This window comes from Luteimonas arsenica, assembly GCF_004352825.1.
In the GTDB taxonomy this organism is placed as follows: domain Bacteria; phylum Pseudomonadota; class Gammaproteobacteria; order Xanthomonadales; family Xanthomonadaceae; genus Luteimonas; species Luteimonas arsenica.
In genome coordinates this window covers 928,496-942,945 of the sequence record NZ_SJRW01000002.1, presented here as the reverse complement: position 1 = coordinate 942,945, position 14,450 = coordinate 928,496, and the positions used below count along the sequence as shown (strand labels likewise).

Annotated in this window: 16 protein-coding genes, 2 tRNA genes and 1 other RNA gene; 8 read left to right on the top strand and 11 right to left on the bottom strand. The window is 72.2% G+C overall.

Going from position 1 to position 14,450, the window contains the following annotated elements; genetic code table 11:
• Position 1 precedes the first annotated feature (1 nt).
• From E2170_RS11980 to E2170_RS11970, 3 genes are read left to right on the top strand one after another with little or no spacing between them, the layout of a single operon-like run.
• Positions 2-976, top strand: a complete 975-nt coding sequence (locus E2170_RS11980; protein WP_425477860.1) for a DUF58 domain-containing protein — start codon at positions 2-4, stop codon at positions 974-976.
• Positions 969-2,918 (top strand): transglutaminase TgpA family protein, encoded by a 1,950-nt coding sequence (locus E2170_RS11975; protein ID WP_133000852.1) that lies wholly within the window; start codon positions 969-971, stop codon positions 2,916-2,918. Before E2170_RS11980 ends, E2170_RS11975 begins: the two co-directional genes overlap by 8 nt.
• A 35-nt stretch (positions 2,919-2,953) precedes the next feature.
• Positions 2,954-3,433: a Slp family lipoprotein gene (locus tag E2170_RS11970; protein ID WP_133000851.1), complete on the top strand. Its 480-nt coding sequence runs from the start codon at positions 2,954-2,956 to the stop codon at positions 3,431-3,433.
• 12 nt (positions 3,434-3,445) lie between these two features.
• On the opposite strand, the gene E2170_RS11965 is transcribed toward E2170_RS11970, so the two are convergent.
• The 4 genes from E2170_RS11965 to dnaX are packed head-to-tail and all read right to left on the bottom strand — an operon-like array spanning position 3,446 to position 6,699.
• The gene (locus tag E2170_RS11965; protein ID WP_133000850.1) at positions 3,446-3,793 is read right to left on the bottom strand and encodes a histidine triad nucleotide-binding protein; all 348 of its coding nucleotides are present in this window, start codon (positions 3,791-3,793) and stop codon (positions 3,446-3,448) included.
• A 9-nt stretch (positions 3,794-3,802) separates the two neighbouring features.
• Entirely contained in the window at positions 3,803-4,399 is a 597-nt protein-coding gene (gene recR, locus E2170_RS11960; RefSeq protein ID WP_133000849.1) for a recombination mediator RecR, read from the bottom strand.
• A gap of 28 nt (positions 4,400-4,427) precedes the next feature.
• Positions 4,428-4,748 carry a YbaB/EbfC family nucleoid-associated protein gene (locus tag E2170_RS11955; protein ID WP_133000848.1) on the bottom strand — a complete coding sequence of 107 codons (321 nt, stop codon included), beginning with the start codon at positions 4,746-4,748 and terminating at the stop codon, positions 4,428-4,430.
• Position 4,749: 1 nt separating this feature from the next.
• Positions 4,750-6,699, bottom strand: coding sequence for a DNA polymerase III subunit gamma/tau (gene dnaX / locus E2170_RS11950; RefSeq protein ID WP_133000847.1), 1,950 nt, complete (start codon positions 6,697-6,699; stop codon positions 4,750-4,752).
• Between the two features lie 284 nt (positions 6,700-6,983).
• Here dnaX and E2170_RS11945 point away from each other — a divergent pair.
• Together E2170_RS11945 and ffs are read left to right on the top strand one after the other, a co-directional pair.
• A tRNA-Ser gene (locus E2170_RS11945) sits at positions 6,984-7,076 on the top strand.
• A 53-nt stretch (positions 7,077-7,129) separates the two neighbouring features.
• An RNA gene (gene ffs, locus E2170_RS11940) (signal recognition particle sRNA small type) lies at positions 7,130-7,226 on the top strand.
• Positions 7,227-7,256: 30 nt separating this feature from the next.
• Here ffs and E2170_RS11935 read toward each other — a convergent pair.
• From E2170_RS11935 to E2170_RS11925, 3 genes are read right to left on the bottom strand one after another with little or no spacing between them, the layout of a single operon-like run.
• A complete protein-coding gene (locus E2170_RS11935; RefSeq protein WP_133000846.1) occupies positions 7,257-8,366 on the bottom strand; it encodes a YVTN family beta-propeller repeat protein in 1,110 nt (369 codons plus the stop codon).
• 55 nt (positions 8,367-8,421) lie between these two features.
• Positions 8,422-9,180 carry an MBL fold metallo-hydrolase gene (locus tag E2170_RS11930; protein WP_133000845.1) on the bottom strand — a complete coding sequence of 253 codons (759 nt, stop codon included), beginning with the start codon at positions 9,178-9,180 and terminating at the stop codon, positions 8,422-8,424.
• Between the two features lie 2 nt (positions 9,181-9,182).
• Positions 9,183-9,944, bottom strand: a complete 762-nt coding sequence (locus E2170_RS11925) for a 3-deoxy-D-manno-octulosonic acid kinase (RefSeq protein ID WP_133000844.1) — start codon at positions 9,942-9,944, stop codon at positions 9,183-9,185.
• Between the two features lie 19 nt (positions 9,945-9,963).
• On the opposite strand from E2170_RS11925, the gene E2170_RS11920 reads away from it, so the two are divergent.
• Positions 9,964-11,022: a glycosyltransferase family 9 protein gene (locus E2170_RS11920; protein WP_243708157.1), complete on the top strand. Its 1,059-nt coding sequence runs from the start codon at positions 9,964-9,966 to the stop codon at positions 11,020-11,022.
• A gap of 13 nt (positions 11,023-11,035) precedes the next feature.
• On the opposite strand, the gene E2170_RS11915 is transcribed toward E2170_RS11920, so the two are convergent.
• Entirely contained in the window at positions 11,036-11,443 is a 408-nt protein-coding gene (locus E2170_RS11915; protein ID WP_133000843.1) for a DUF6165 family protein, read from the bottom strand.
• A gap of 108 nt (positions 11,444-11,551) precedes the next feature.
• Here E2170_RS11915 and E2170_RS11910 point away from each other — a divergent pair.
• Positions 11,552-11,642 (top strand) — tRNA-Ser (locus E2170_RS11910).
• Between the two features lie 200 nt (positions 11,643-11,842).
• Positions 11,843-12,547, top strand: coding sequence for a PP2C family protein-serine/threonine phosphatase (locus E2170_RS11905; protein ID WP_133000842.1), 705 nt, complete (start codon positions 11,843-11,845; stop codon positions 12,545-12,547).
• Between the two features lie 46 nt (positions 12,548-12,593).
• Here E2170_RS11905 and dnaQ read toward each other — a convergent pair whose 3' ends face one another.
• Genes dnaQ through E2170_RS11890 form a run of 3 tightly spaced genes read right to left on the bottom strand, consistent with a single transcriptional unit; the run spans position 12,594 to position 14,418 of the window.
• Positions 12,594-13,328, bottom strand: a complete 735-nt coding sequence (gene dnaQ / locus E2170_RS11900; RefSeq protein WP_133000841.1) for a DNA polymerase III subunit epsilon — start codon at positions 13,326-13,328, stop codon at positions 12,594-12,596.
• On the bottom strand, positions 13,328-13,768 hold the full coding sequence (gene rnhA / locus E2170_RS11895) for a ribonuclease HI (protein WP_133000840.1): 441 nt from the start codon (positions 13,766-13,768) through the stop codon (positions 13,328-13,330). Before rnhA ends, dnaQ begins: the two co-directional genes overlap by 1 nt.
• Entirely contained in the window at positions 13,765-14,418 is a 654-nt protein-coding gene (locus tag E2170_RS11890) for a class I SAM-dependent methyltransferase (protein ID WP_133000839.1), read from the bottom strand. Before E2170_RS11890 ends, rnhA begins: the two co-directional genes overlap by 4 nt.
• Positions 14,419-14,450 lie beyond the last annotated feature (32 nt).

Here is a 14,450-nt window from a genome sequence, read left to right as displayed (position 1 = left end):
CGTGGCGCAGGTGCGCCTGTCCGGCCTGCGCAGGCGCCTGGAATCGCTGGCGCGCCCGCGCGGGCCCGAACCGCTCCCGGTCGACCTGGACCGCCGCCGCATCTACATCCTGCCGACCACCTTCGGCGCCTTCTTCGCGCTCCTGCTGGCGGTGATGCTGGTCGGCGCGCTGAACTACAACAACAACCCCGCCCTGCTGCTGGCCCTGCTGCTGGCCGGCACCGGCAACACGACCCTGTTCGTGGCGCACCTGCAGCTGTCAGGCCTGCGGGTGGCTGCGGTCGACGCAGAGCCGGTGGTGGCGGGCATGCCGATGATGCTGCGCGTCCACCTGCGCGCGGACCCCGGGCGCGTGCGCCGCGGCCTGCGCCTGGCAGTGGACGACAGGCATGCCTTCGCCTCGCTGGCCGACGGCGCAGGCGAGGTGCGCCTGGCCCTGCCCACGCGCAGGCGCGGCTGGCTCCATCCGGGCCGCATCACCCTTTCCACCACCCGCCCGCTCGGACTTGCGCGCGCCTGGGCCTATGTCTGGCCGAACGGCGCCTTGCTGGTCTATCCCAGACCGGAAGCAGAAGGCCCACCGCTGCCGCTGGGTGCCGGCGATGCGTCGCAAGCGCGCATGCACCCGGCCGGCGACGATGTCCACCACCTGCGTGCCTGGCGCCGCGGCGATTCGCGCCGTGCGATCGCCTGGAAGCCCTCGGCACGCCAGGGCTCCCTGCTGGTGCGCGAGTACGAGCAACCGCAAGGCGCGGACGTGGTGCTGGACTGGACGCTCCTGGCCCTGCCGCACGAGGCCCGCATCAGTCGCCTGGCCCGCTGGGTCGACGAGGCCGAGCGCGAGGGACGACGCTATCGCCTGCAGCTTCCGCAACAGGCGATCGGTCCGGCGCGCGGTGCCGCGCATCGCCATGCCTGCCTGCGTGCGCTGGCGTTGCTACCGGCAGCTGACGGCACAGAACCGAACCATGGCTGAGGGCCGTCCCGCCAGGCAACCGCTGGATGCGCAGGCGCGCGCCTGGACGCTCACCGCGGCGGCCGCCTGCCTGCTGCCCCTGCTGCTGCAGCTGCCCGGACCGCTGGCGGCGGGCCTTGCGGCCGTCGCGGCGGCAACGGGGGTGCTGTCGTGGTGGCGCCGGCTGCCGGCGCCGCTGCGCCTGCTGCTGGCCGCGACGCTGGTGGCGCTGGTACTCCTTGACTCGCGCTTCGCCTTCGGCCGCGACACCGGCTGCGCGCTGCTGGCGGCGATGCTGGCGATCAAGCCGCTGGAACTCGCGACGCTGCGCGACGCCCGCAGCCTGCTGGGCTTCGCCCTGTTCGCACCGTTCGCCACCTTCCTGCTCGACCAGGGACCGGCAAGCCTCGCGCTCGGGCTCTGCGCGACGCTGCTGGCGCTGGCCGCAATGGCCCGCCTTGCCGAGCTGGAGAGCCTTGAGACCGCCACGTTCCGCCCCCGGGAGCGCCTGCGCCAGGTCGCCGCCATGGTCGCCATCGGTCTGCCGTTGGCGCTGGCCGCCTTCTGGCTGTTCCCGCGCATGGCGTCGCCTCTGTGGGGCGTGCCCGAGCGCGTGATCGGCCGTACCGGGCTCTCCGACACGATGCGGCCAGGAGACTGGTTCGACATGCTGGCGGACGACAGCCCGGCGCTGCGCGTCACCTTCGACGGCCCTGCCCCACCGACCTCGCAGATGTACTGGCGCGGCCCGGTGCTGTGGAATTTCGACGGCCGCGAATGGACCGCGCTCCGGCAGATGGGCACGCTGCCCGCGCCAGCCTTGACTCCGGGCCCGGCCACCTACAGCTATGAGCTCGAGGTCGAGCCCAACGACCAGCGCCTGCTGGCCGCGCTCGAGCTTCCCGCCGACACCCCTGGTGGCGTGCAACGCAGCTACGACCACGTGCTGTCGGCGCCGTATCCACTGACCTCCGTCACCCGCTGGAAGATGCGCTCCGCCGCGCCGTCGGTCTTCGACGCCGAACTGCTGCCGTTCATGCACGCGGCGGCACTGCGCCTGCCAGAAGGCTTCAACCCGCGCACCCGCGCGCTGGCGCGGCAGTGGCGCGTGGAAGCCGGCGAAGGCCCTGCCGCCGATGCCGCGATCGTCAATCGCGCACTGTCCTGGATCCGCGCCGAGTTCGCCTACACCCTGGACACGCCGCTGCCCGGGCGCCATGCCGTCGACCAGTTCCTCTTCGACCAGCAGGAAGGCTTCTGCGAACACTTCAGCTCCGCCTTCGTGGTGCTGATGCGCGCATCGGGCGTGCCGGCGCGCGTGGTCACCGGCTACGTCGGCGGCTACCGCAACCCTTTCGGCGACTACTGGATCGTGCGCAATTCGGATGCCCATGCCTGGGCTGAGGTCTGGCTTCCCGGGCGCGGCTGGGTGCGCGTGGACCCGACTGCGGCGGTCGCACCCGAACGGATCTACGACACCATCGCCGACCGCGCTTCGCGCGGCCCGGCCGGCCTGCAGGCATTGGCGCCCATGCTGGATATCGGCGACTGGCTGCGCCGCGGCTGGAACGACCTGGTGCTGGGCTTCAATGCCGATCGCCAGCGCCACCTGCTCCAGGCCTTCGGTGGCCGCGAGCTGGACCATGTCCAGCTCGTGCTGCTGTTCGCGCTGGCTGGCGGACTGGCCCTGGCCGGCATGCTCTGGCTGGTCGCCCGCGGCGAACGCGAGCGCGATCCGGTGCTGCGCGCCTGGCATCGGCTGGGCGCCCGCTACGCGCGCCTGGGCCTGGGACGCGAGCGGCACGAGACCGCCGCCGGCTGGGCGGCACGCGTGGTCGCCCAGCGTCCGCGGGCCGCCGCCCTCACCGGTCTCTGCGCGCGTTTCAGCGATTGGCGTTACGCTCCCCGGCAGCAGGGCGATGCACGCGACCTGCTGCGCGAGCTTCGCGCACACCGCCCCTGACGCCGGCAACGACCAGGAACCGACCGGAGACATCCATGCGCACTACCCTTTCCGCACTCGCCGCCGTCGCACTGCTGGCCGCCTGCGCCTCGCAGCCCAAGCCGCTGCAGGGCGAGTACAGCCCGCTGGCCCCGCGTGATGCCGCCGAAACCGACGCCACCGGCAGCCCGGTGCGCTGGGGCGGCCGCATCGTCCAGGTCGAACCGCGCGCGGACAGCACCTGCTTCGAGATGGTGTCCACCCGCCTGGACCACTACGGTCGGCCCTACTGGGCCAGCGACGACACCGGCGGCCGCTTCATCGCCTGCCGTGCCGGCTTCTACGACCCGGCGGTGTTCGAAGTGAACCGCGAAGTGACCTTCACCGGCCGCCTGGCCGGACACGAGGACCGCAGCATCGGCGGCTACAGCTACCGCTTCCCGATGGTCGACGCCGACGTGGTCTACCTGTGGCCCAAGCGCGACCGCAACGTGGTCACGCGCCCGGCGCCGTGGCCGTGGTGGGGCTACTGGTAAGCGCCGCCCGCCTCAGGCGGGCGTGCCGAAGCGTCCCAGCGGCGCGCCGGCCAGCAGGTGCAGGTGGATCTGGAACACGGTCTGTCCGCCGTCTTCGTTGCAGTTCATGACGATGCGGTAGCCGTCCTCGTCGAAGCCTTCCTTCTTCGCGTAAGCCGCCGCGGCCACCGCCAGGCGGCCGACGACTTCGGCCTGGTCGGACGCCAGGTCGTTGAGCGTGGCGACGTCGACCTTGGGCACGAACAGCACGTGCACCGGTGCCTGCGGCGCGATGTCGCGGAAGGCGATCAGGTGCTCGTCCTCGTAGACGATGTCGGCGGGGATCTCGCGGGCGATGATCTTGTGGAAGATGGTGCTCATGGGGTTCTCCTAGGCCATCTCGCCGCGGCTGCCGAAGGCGTGCGACAGGGTGCCGCGGTCGACGTATTCGAGTTCACCGCCCAGCGGCAGGCCGTGCGCGGGCCGGCTGGGGCGCACGCCGTGCTGGCGGGCCAGCTGCGCGAGGTAGTGCGCGGTGGCCTCGCCCTCGACGGTGGGGTTGGTGGCGATGATCAGTTCCTGCACCTCGCCCTGCGCCAGGCGCTCGCCGAGCAGGTGCAGGCCGAGCTCGCGCGGGCCGATGCCGTCCAGCGGACTGAGCCGGCCCTGCAGCACGAAGTACAGGCCGCGGTAGCCGGTGGCCTGCTCGATCGCCAGCCGGTCGGCGGGCGACTCGACCGCGCACAGCTGGTGTGCGTCGCGCGAGGCGCTGGCGCAGGTCGGGCACAGCGGGGTTTCGCTGAAGTCGCGGCAGCGCTCGCAGTGGCCGATCTTCTCCACCGCCTCGCCCAGCACCTCGGCGAGACGACGGCCGCCGTCGCGCCCGCGCTCGAGCACGTGGTAGGCCATGCGCTGCGCCGTCTTCTGGCCGACCCCGGGCAGCACCCGGAAGGCCTCGACCAGCTGTTCGAGCAGGGGCACGCTCATCCCGCGGACGCGATGCGGTCGCGCCTGATCAGAACGGCATCTTCATGCCGGGCGGGATCGGCATGCCGGCGGTGGCCGCGCCCATCTTCGCCTGCGATTCGGCATCGACCTTGTTGCTGGCGTCGTTGAAGGCGGCCGCGACCAGGTCCTCGGCCATCTCCGGATCCGACAGCACGCTGGGGTCGATGCGCACCTTGCGGCATTCCTTGGTGCCGGTGAGGGTGACGCTGACCATGCCGCCGCCGGCGCTGCCGGTGACTTCGATGTTGGCCAGTTCGGCCTGCGCCTTCTGCAGGTTTTCCTGCATCTTCTGCGCCTGCTGCATCAGCTGGGCGATGTTTCCACGCATGTCAGTGCTCCTGTTCCTGTATCGGTCGTATCGAGTCCGGGACCACGCGCGCGCCCTGCTCCAGCAGGCGCTTCACGCGCGGGTCGTTGTGGAAGGCGGCTTCGGCGGCACCCTGGCGTTCGTCGCGCACGCGTTCGTTGCGGGCGTGCAGGGTCTCGCCGCCGACGGCCGCGGCGGCGGCCTCGAATCGGATCTGCGGCGGCGCGCCCAGGGCCTTGCCCAGCACATCGGCGAGCTGCTGCACCAGGAAGGGCGCGCGCAGGTGGTCGTCGGATTCCGGCAGCGACAGGCGCAGCACGCTGCCGTCGAAGGCGATGAAGGCCGAACTGGCAGCCAGCTCGCGCACCGGGCCGCGCAGGTCGAGGCCGGCGACGAAGTCGGGCCAGCTGCCGGCGTCGATGGCCACGGGTGATGCGGCGGCGGCAGGCGGTGGTTGCGCGGACACAGGTGGTGCGGAGCGCGGCGGCGCCTCCGATGGCACCGGGTGCACCGGCGCGGCCGGAGCCGCTGGAGTCGGCGGCGGAGGTGCGGCGGCGGCGCGCGACGGCGGCGCTTCGCGCCACGGTGGGGTGTCATCGATGTCGGCAGCCGGCATCCGCGAAGGTGCCGGGGACACAGCCGGCGCAGGCGAAGATGCAGGTGCAGGCATGGGCGCGGCTTCAGCAGTTGCAGTTGCGGGTGCGGATTCACGCGCAGGAAGCGCAGCATCAGCCCGCGACGCCGGTGCTGCCGCACGTACCGGCGCCGCGCCTTCCAGCGCCGCGCGCGCGGCCGCGGCCGCCGAACGGCCCGAGCCGGGAGCCCCACCGGCCGCGCCGGTTGCCGCGCCGCCCGCAGCCGTCGAAGGGCTGCCCGCGGACTCACCGGGCCGGAACGCCAGCATGCGCAGCAGGCTCATCTCGAAGCCCACCCGCGCGCTTGGCGCCAGGTTGATGTCGCGGCGGCCGGACACCGCCATCTGGTACCAGAGCTGCACCAGCTCCGGACGCAGCGACGCGGCCAATGCATCGACATCGATGCCATCGGCCTCGACCTCGCTGCCCGGCACCAGCTGCTTCACCTGGATGCGGTGCAGGGCTTCGGCCAATGCGTCCAGCACGCCGCCCCAGTCCGGCGAGAAGCCCGCCAGCACCTCGATCGTCGCCATCAGCCCGGCGCCGTCGTCCTCCGAAAGCGCGGCGAGCAGGGCCGCCACCCGGGTGCGGTCGACCGAGCCGAGCATGGTCGCGACCGCCTGGTCGGTGAGCGCGCTGCCGGCGCCGGCGCCGCTGTAGGCGATCGCCTGGTCGAGCAGCGACAGCCCGTCGCGCAGGCTGCCGTCGGCCGCCTTCGCCAGCTGGCGCACCGCACCGGCCTCGGCCTCGATGCCCTCGGCGGCAAGGATCTTCGCGATCTGGCCGCGGATCTGCTCCTCCTCCAGGCGCTTGAGGTTGAACTGCAGGCAGCGCGACAGCACCGTCACCAGCAGCTTCTGCGGGTCGGTGGTCGCGAACAGGAACTTGACGTGCTCCGGCGGCTCCTCGAGCGTCTTCAGCAGCGCGTTGAACGCCGCCTTCGAGAGCATGTGCACTTCGTCGATCAGGTAGACCTTGTAGCGGCCGCGCGACGGCATGTACTGCGCGTTGTCGATCAGGTCGCGGACGTTGTCGACGCCGGTATTCGACGCGGCGTCGATCTCAAGCAGGTCGATGTAGCGCCCGGCGTCGATGGCCTGGCAGGTCTCGCACTCGCCGCAGGGGTCGCTGGAGGCGCCGCGCTCGCAGTTCAGGCTCTTGGCGAAGATCCGCGCGATCGTGGTCTTGCCCACGCCGCGGGTGCCGGTGAACAGGAAGGCGTGGTGGACGCGGCCGGAATCGAGCGCATTGACCAGCGCACGTACCACGTGTTCCTGGCCCACCAGCTCGGCGAACCGCCTGGGGCGCCACTTGCGGGCGAGGACGAGGTAGGACATGCGGTCATTCTGCCACGAGGGCTGGTGGTCGGCGGTGCTGGAGGAAAAGCGTCGTGCCTTCCGCCTTTTCGGCGGACCGGCCGCGCACGCTGCAAGGCGGGTTGGTGGGTACGCAGTGGGCATAAAGGCCCGCCGCAGGCGGGACAGCCCACGGAGTACCCACCAACCCGCCGTACCGCGCACCTCCGCGCGCCGGCATTCCTTGTCGACAACACCCTCGCGGAGCTAGAATTGCGGGTCCCGTACGGTTGCGCCAAGGCAGGCACCGCGTACGGACCAGGTGCGGAGAGGTGTCCGAGTGGTTGAAGGAGCACGCCTGGAAAGTGTGTAAGCGTCTAAACCGCGCTTCGGGGGTTCGAATCCCCCTCTCTCCGCCAGTTCCATGCGTGTGCCGCACATCGGCCGCGTTCGCTTCGTTTCCGTGGTGGCCCCGTCGGCCCCTCGCGACGCTAGGTCGAAAACCCCGCCAGGGCCGGAAGGCAGCAACGGTATCGATCGACGCGGGTGCCGAGGCCAGTTGGCGGGGCCGCCTCCATCCAGGGGCAGCCCCCCGGTGGTCAGGGGACGACGATCCCCAGCGCATCCGGCTCGCGGCCGGTCTCCCAGTACTCCGAAACCGTCCACGTGGCCGTGTCAATCACGGCGATGCGATCGGCGCCGCTGACCGCGACGAACACGCGCCCGCCGGCCGGTTCCGCGATGGCGCCGATCGGCAGCGCCGCGCGACCCAGCATGGTGTCGTGCAGCTCCACGCCCTCGGGTTCCAGCGGCACGCTGGCCACCGGCGCCCGGCTGGCGGCATCGAACACCGACAGCGTGGCCGCGCGCGCGTTGGTCACCAGGGCGTGGCGGCCGTCGGGCGTGAACACCAGGCGGATCGGGAAGCCGGGGCTGTCCAGCGTGTCCAGGACCTCCAGCGAATCGGGGTCGTGCACGGTCACCGTGCCGTCCTCGCGGTTGCTGACCCAGACCGTGCCGTCGGGGGCGACGCCGATGCCCTCGGCGCCGGCGCCGGCGGGCGCCTCGCGCACGGCCGCGGCGCGCGCCGCATCGTCTTCCGCCGCCATCACCGCGGCGAGGTCGACCCGCACCACGTGGCCGCTTTCGACCTTGCTCACGTAGGCGGTGGCGCCATCGGCCGACAGCGCCACCATGTGGCCCTTGCCGGGGCCGATGTCGATGGCGCGCTCGACCGCGCCGGCCGCGAGGTCGACCACCACCAGGGCCTCGCTGCCTTCGGTGGTGGCGACCAGGCGCTGGCCGCCGGGCAGGAAGCGCAGGCCGTGGGGACGGCGGTGGTCGCCCAGCGGGATCGTGCGCGCGGCGCCGCCGCCCAGGTCGATCACGGTCAGGGTGTTGCCGGCTTCGGTGCCGCTGCCGTAGTCGGCCACCACCGCGCTGCGGCCGTCGGGCGCCACGGCGATCTCGTGCGGACCCTGCCCGGTCGCCGCTTCGCCGGTCCGGCGGCCGTCGGCCAGGTCCAGGCGCCAGAGGCTGGCGGCGGACTTGTTGCCCACCAGCAGCTCGGCGTGGGCGGTGGGGCCGGGCGGGCCAGGATCAGCTTCGGCACCGGCCTGCGCCCCCGCGGTCGGCTGGCCCGCGTTGCAGGCGGCCAGCGCGGCGCACAGGAGCAGCGTCAACGGAGCTGGAATGCGTCGATGGATCATGGGGTTCTCCGGTCGATGGGAATGCGGCGGCCACGGCGGGCGGCACGGCCGCCGCTCATGGCGACAGCGCGGGATGCGGCACCGGCTCGGCCAGGGCGAAGGCCTCGCCCGGCCGCGCCACGCGATGGCCGCGGGCACGCAGTGCCTCGCCGTCGGCCTCGCTGGCGTAGTGGTAGAGCACGCAGCGCTCCAGCAGCTCCGGCGCGTATTCGCGCTCCAGGTCGTCGATGCCGCTGTGCGAGGGATTGCCGTGCAGCCCGCAGTCGTGGGCGATCAGCTCGGCCTGGTCGGCGACGGCGGCCAGCACCTCGGGAATCGGCCGCGTGTCGCCGGTCCAGGCCAGGCTGCCGCGCAGACGCAGGCCGAAGGCGCTGCGCGGCCAGTGGTGGCGCACCTCGAACACCTCCAGGCGCACGCCGTCGTGCCAGAAGGCATCGCCGACCGGCACCACGCGGAAGGCGTCCCAGAAGTTCGCGCCGCCCTCGGCCAGCGCGTTGGGGTAGTCGGCGACCCGCCGGTGCAGCCGCGGCAGCACGTCCACCGGCACGTACAGCGGCGTGCGTCCACGGCGCGCGGGATCGAAGTAGTTGGCCACGAACAGCCGCTCGAAGCCGGCGACGTGGTCGAGGTGCACGTGGGTGACGAACAGCGCCGGCGGCGGCTCGCCGTAGTGCGCGAGGTAGGCGGTCAGGCCCTCGGCGCCGCAGTCGATCGCCAGCCACGGCGCGCCATCGCGCTCGATGGTCGCCATCGGCGAGCCCAGCGACACCGCCGACGCGTTGCCGACGCCCTGGAACCTCAGTGTCCAGGCCATGCTCAGATGCCCCGTTCCCACTGCTTGTCGTAGCCGGCGCGCAGGCGCGCGAAGTCCTCGCGCACTTCGGCTTCGCTGCGTTCGCCGCGGAGCTTGAGCAGGGATCGCTGCAGCCGCGCCAGGTTGCGCTCGCGCCAGGCGGTTTCCGGGATATGCATGCGGCCGCGGTCGAAGTCGATCAGCCAGCCACGCCCGGCGGCGTCGTAGAGCACGTTGTGGGCGTTGAGGTCGGCGTGGTCCAGGCCTTCGCGATGGAAGCGCGCGATCAGCTTCCCGGTCTGTGCCCAGGGCGCGGCCACCGGGTCGGCGGCGGCCAGGTCGGCCAGCGAGCGCACGTCCACCAGGCGCTGCATCAGGATCGCGGCGCGGTAGGTCGCGCCTTCGCGCACGTAGGACGCTGCGATCGGCTGAGGCACCGGCAATCCGCGCTTGAGCAGCTCCCGCAGCAGGCGGAACTCGACGAAGCTGCGCGTGCGGTTGGCGCCACGCCAGAGGTGGCGGTCGCGGTTGAGCGCGGCCACCAGGCCGCCGCGCAGGTACTGGCGCAGCACGATGGGGCCGTTGCTGGTGTCGTCGATGAACCAGGCGCCGCCGCGCCCGCTGCCGGAGACCCTTGTTGCGCGCGGGCCCCAAGCCTCGGAATCGAACCAGCGCGGGTCGGCTTGCCGCAGCTGCGTCTGGTCGAACAGAATCGAGCCGAGCCCGCGCCCGCCGGCTCCGGCGCGGAACGGCGTCAGGCTCTCGGTGGCGTCGAAATGTGCCATCCGTCCGAGTCTATCAAGCTTGCCGCAGCCCCATACCGACCCACCGCGTTCGATCTGCCTCCTGCGCCTGTCGGCGCTGGGCGACGTCACCCACGTGCTGCCGCTGGTGCACACCCTGCAGCGCGCCTGGCCGGGCGTCGCGCTCACCTGGATCATCGGCAAGGGCGAGCAGCGCCTGCTCGAAGGCCTGCCGGGCGTCGAGTTCATCGTCTACGACAAGAAGACCGGCCGCGAAGGCATGCGCGCCCTGCGCCGCGAACTCGCCGGCCGCGACTTCGACGCCGTGCTGCTGATGCAGCTCGCGCTGCGCGCCAACCTGCTTTCGCGCGCGGTCACCGCGCGCCGGCGTATCGGCTACGACCGCGCGCGCTCGAAGGAGCTGCACGGGCTGTTCATCAACGAGCGCATCCCGGCCGATGCCGGCCACCACGTGCTCGACGTGCTGGGCGCCTTCGCGCGACCGCTGGGCCTGCGCCAGCAACAGGTCGAATGGCGGCTGCCGGTACCCGACGACGCCCGCGACTGGGCGCGCGCGCAATGGCCGGACGACGGCCGGCCGACCCTGGTGGTCTCGCCCTGCTCCAGCCATCCGTTGCGCAACTGGAGCGCGGAGCGCAACGCCGCGGTCGCCGCGCACGCGGTTGCGCAGGGCTGGCGCGTGGTGCTGTGCGGCGGCCGCAGCCAGCTGGAACGCGACACCGCCGATGCCATCCTCGCCGCCGCCGGCGTGCCGCTGCTGGACCTGGTCGGCAAGGACACGCTGAAGCAGCTGCCGGCCCTGCTCGAGCGCGCCGACCTGGTGATGACGCCCGACTCCGGCCCCACCCACATCGCCAACGCCATGGGCACTAAAGTGCTGGGGCTGCACGCGGCCACCGACCCCGAGCGCAGCGGCCCGTACTCCGACCGCCGCTACTGCGTGGACCGCTACGACGACGCGGCCCGCCGCTTCCTGGGCAAGCCCGCCGCAGACCTGCGCTGGGGCACGAAGATCGAGCGCGATGGCGTCATGGACCTGATCACCGTCGATGACGCCATCGCGGCCTTCGAGCGCTACCGCGCCGACCATCCCCGCTGAGGGGGCGCCGGGTTCAGGCCGCCGGGCCCGCGCCGTAGTCCTGGTACGACTTCTCTTCCACGTAGCTCGAACCCAGGGCCAGGTTGATCGCCTTCTTGATCCGCGCCCGCTCGTCGTTCTGCAGGTAGACGCTGCGCGCCAGCTCGACGAAGTCGCCGTCGAAGACCTGCGCTTTCTCCTTCAATCGGACCTCGTCCTCGATGTCCCACAGCCGCTCGTTGACGGCCTTCAGGTCGGCGCGCAGGCGGCCGATGTCCTTGCCGGCGGCCGGATGCGCCATCCAGGTCCGTTCCAGCGCCGACAGCTCGCGGCGGACGTTGGCCAGCTTGGCCTCGTCGCTCATGCGTTCGGACTTGATCTGCAGGATGGAGATCTTGTCGAGCAGCTCGCCGAAGGAGACGGGGACGGTGATCTCGGACATCGGGGGCGACCGGGGACTGGAGGGTCGGACAGTGTAGCGCCCTCGCCTTGTCGCGCCTGCCGCGTCCCCGTATCATTGCGCCCCCGGCCCACGTGGCCGGGACCGCAAGGAGAGGTGGCAGAGCGGTTGAATGTACCTGACTCGAAATCAGGCAGGCGTTAATAGCGCCTCGGGGGTTCGAATCCCCCCCTCTCCGCCAGATACGCAAAACGCCCCGAAAGGGGCGTTTTGCGTATCTGGCACCCCCTTCCCGAATGGCCAATCCCCACACCCGTTCCACTCCGCGTATACCATCATCCCCATACGCCCAAGCGCCCCGCCCCGCATGCCCGCTGACCTGTACCGCCAACCGCCGCCGTTTTCCCATTCAGCCCACCCGGGAACCGACGCGGCCAGCGCATGATCGAATTCGGCCATCTCACGCACGTCGGCCTCCGCCGCGAGCTCAACGAAGACACCTACTACGGCGACAGCGAGCTGGGCCTGTGGCTGGTGGCCGACGGCATGGGCGGCCACGAGTACGGCGAAGTCGCCAGCGCGTTGGCGCGCGAGGCGATCGTCCGCGAAACCCGCCAGGGCACGCCGCTGGCGCAGGCCATCCGCATCGCCGACGAAGAGATCATCGGCGCTTCGCGCAGGCGCCAGGATGCGCTGCCGATGGGCACCACGGTGGTCGCCGCGCGCGTCACCGGCAACCGCTTCGAAGTCGCCTGGGTCGGCGACAGCCGCGTCTACCTCTGGCGCGACGGCAAGCTGGCGCAGCTCTCCCAGGACCACAGCTACGTGCAGGAGCTGATCAGCCAGGGCGCGATCAGCGTCGACCAGGCCCGCAGCCACCCGCAGCGCAACGTGGTCACCCAGGCCCTGGGCGTGACCGACCCGCAGGCGCTCAACGTCGAAACCATGTCCGGCGAGCTGGCCCCGGGCATGCAGCTGCTGCTGTGCAGTGACGGCCTGACCGAGGAGATCGACGACCGGGCCATCGCCCGCGTGCTCGCCCACGTCGAATGCAGCGCGCAGGAATGCGTCGATGGCCTGGTGGCCGCGGCCCTCGACGGCGGCGGTTCGGACAACGTCACCGTGGTGCTGGTCCGCCGCCACTGAGGGATCCCCCGGCGGCCGATCACGGCCACGGCCGCGGCACGCCGGCTCAGGCGGTGCCGGACAGCTCCGCGACCTCGTCCGCTTCGTCCCACAGCGCCTTGCCCGCGCGTCCGCGGATCGCATCCACGCGCGCCAGGTGCGCCTCGTGCTCGACAGCGGCGATGGCCACGCGCGGCCTGGGCGCGAGGGCCGCGGCCAGCGGACGGTCCGGGCGCACGGCGGCCGGTTCCGGGACCGCCGGCCCGGCCAGGCCCAGCTCGGTCTGGCCCGACGTCAGCGCGAGGTAGACCTCGGCAAGCAGCTGGGCGTCGAGCAGGGCGCCGTGCAGTTGCCGGTGGGCGTTGTCCACGCCCAGGCGCCGGCACAGCGCGTCGAGCGAGTTGCGCTGTCCGGGGAAGCGCTGCCGGGCCAGCTCCAGCGAGTCGAGCACCGCGGCGCGATCGCCGATGCGGCCGCGCCCGCCCTCCAGCAGCGACAGTTCGTAGTCCAGGAAACCGACGTCGAAGGCCGCGTTGTGGATCACCAGCTCGGCACCGTCGATGAACTCGAGGAACTCGTCGGCGATCGCCGCGAACTTCGGCTTGTCTGCGAGGAAGTCCAGGGTCAGGCCTGTGACCTCCTGGGCGCCCGCCTCGAACTCGCGCTCGGGGTGGATGTACTGGTGCCAGGTGCGGCCGGTGGGCCGGCGCTCGACCAGTTCCACGCAGCCGATCTCGGCCACGCGATTGCCCTTGCGCCAATCCAGGCCGGTGGTTTCGGTATCGAGGACGATCTGGCGCATCAGGCCTTCCTGAATTTCATGGCTTCGTTGCGCGCCAGCACGTCGACGCGCTCATTGTCGGGATCGCCCGAATGCCCCTTCACCCAGCGCCAATCGATGCTGTGGCGGCCGGTGGCGGCGTGCAGGCGCTCCCAGAGGTCGCGGTTCTTCACCGGGTCGCCGGCGGCGGTCTTCCAGCCGCGGCGAACCCAGTTGCGCATCCATTCGGTGATGCCCTGGCGGACGTACTGCGAATCGGTGTGCAGCGTGACTTCACAGGCCTCGGTCAGGGTTTCCAGGGCGACGATCGCCGCCATCAGCTCCATGCGGTTGTTGGTGGTCAGGGCCTCGCCGCCGACCAGTTCGCGCTCGCGGGCCCCGTAGCGCAGCAGCGCGGCCCAGCCGCCGGGACCGGGGTTGCCGAGGCAGGCCCCGTCGGTATGCACCTCGACCGCCTTCATGCGACCGCGGCCCCGGGTGCCACGGGCAGCAGCCGGCGCGGACGGATCGGGGTCAGCGGCAGGCTGCGCTTGTCCGCGCGCACCAGGTAGGCGGCGCGCAGGCCGGCGCCGCTCTGGCGGCGGGGTTCGGCGACCGGCTCCCAGCGCGGCCCCATGCCTTCGGACACCGCCCCGGGTTCCAGCCCGGCGCGGCGCAGCAGGCGGCGCCATGACAGCGGCTCCGCCGCCTGCAGGCCATGGCCACGCCAGCGCCACCGGTAGGGCGACAGCGGGTTGAGGCCGAACAGGAGGACCCGGCCACCGGGCTGCAGCACGCGCTCGACCTCCTCGAGCAGGGCCCTGCCGGCCGCGCCTGGGGACGCGACGTGCTGCAGCACCACGGTGCCGAAGGCCTCGCTGGGCAGGGGCAGCGGCAGGGCGCAGGACACGTCGCCGCCGAAGCGCAGGCCGCGCGGGTACAGGATCACGCCGCGGCCGCCGTCCGGGCGTTCGGGGGGCAGCGGCGCCAGCCACAGCCAGTGCCGGCCGGGGAGCTCGCCCAGCGCGCTTTCGACCGCGTCGCGCTCGCTGTCGAGCAGGGCCGCGCCCTCGCTGGACGCGAACCAGGCCTGGGCTGCGTCGGGTTGACCGGGGCGGGAACGGGGGGGCATGGTCGCCATTCTAGACGCCCTGCCCCCGCCCC

What these genes read in the sequence shown, in the direction of transcription:
- dnaX (WP_133000847.1), bottom strand. Translation starts at nt 6,699, where the DNA reads ATGTCCTACCTCGTCCTCGCCCGCAAGTGGCGCCCCAGGCGGTTCGCC.
- recR (WP_133000849.1), bottom strand. Translation starts at nt 4,399, where the DNA reads ATGAGCGTGCCCCTGCTCGAACAGCTGGTCGAGGCCTTCCGGGTGCTG.
- E2170_RS11905 (WP_133000842.1), top strand. Translation starts at nt 11,843, where the DNA reads ATGATCGAATTCGGCCATCTCACGCACGTCGGCCTCCGCCGCGAGCTC.
- E2170_RS11930 (WP_133000845.1), bottom strand. Translation starts at nt 9,180, where the DNA reads ATGGCCTGGACACTGAGGTTCCAGGGCGTCGGCAACGCGTCGGCGGTG.
- E2170_RS11975 (WP_133000852.1), top strand. Translation starts at nt 969, where the DNA reads ATGGCTGAGGGCCGTCCCGCCAGGCAACCGCTGGATGCGCAGGCGCGC.
- E2170_RS11890 (WP_133000839.1), bottom strand. Translation starts at nt 14,418, where the DNA reads ATGCCCCCCCGTTCCCGCCCCGGTCAACCCGACGCAGCCCAGGCCTGG.
- E2170_RS11965 (WP_133000850.1), bottom strand. Translation starts at nt 3,793, where the DNA reads ATGAGCACCATCTTCCACAAGATCATCGCCCGCGAGATCCCCGCCGAC.
- E2170_RS11925 (WP_133000844.1), bottom strand. Translation starts at nt 9,944, where the DNA reads ATGGCACATTTCGACGCCACCGAGAGCCTGACGCCGTTCCGCGCCGGA.
- E2170_RS11935 (WP_133000846.1), bottom strand. Translation starts at nt 8,366, where the DNA reads ATGATCCATCGACGCATTCCAGCTCCGTTGACGCTGCTCCTGTGCGCC.
- rnhA (WP_133000840.1), bottom strand. Translation starts at nt 13,768, where the DNA reads ATGAAGGCGGTCGAGGTGCATACCGACGGGGCCTGCCTCGGCAACCCC.
- E2170_RS11915 (WP_133000843.1), bottom strand. Translation starts at nt 11,443, where the DNA reads ATGTCCGAGATCACCGTCCCCGTCTCCTTCGGCGAGCTGCTCGACAAG.
- E2170_RS11955 (WP_133000848.1), bottom strand. Translation starts at nt 4,748, where the DNA reads ATGCGTGGAAACATCGCCCAGCTGATGCAGCAGGCGCAGAAGATGCAG.
- dnaQ (WP_133000841.1), bottom strand. Translation starts at nt 13,328, where the DNA reads ATGCGCCAGATCGTCCTCGATACCGAAACCACCGGCCTGGATTGGCGC.
- E2170_RS11970 (WP_133000851.1), top strand. Translation starts at nt 2,954, where the DNA reads ATGCGCACTACCCTTTCCGCACTCGCCGCCGTCGCACTGCTGGCCGCC.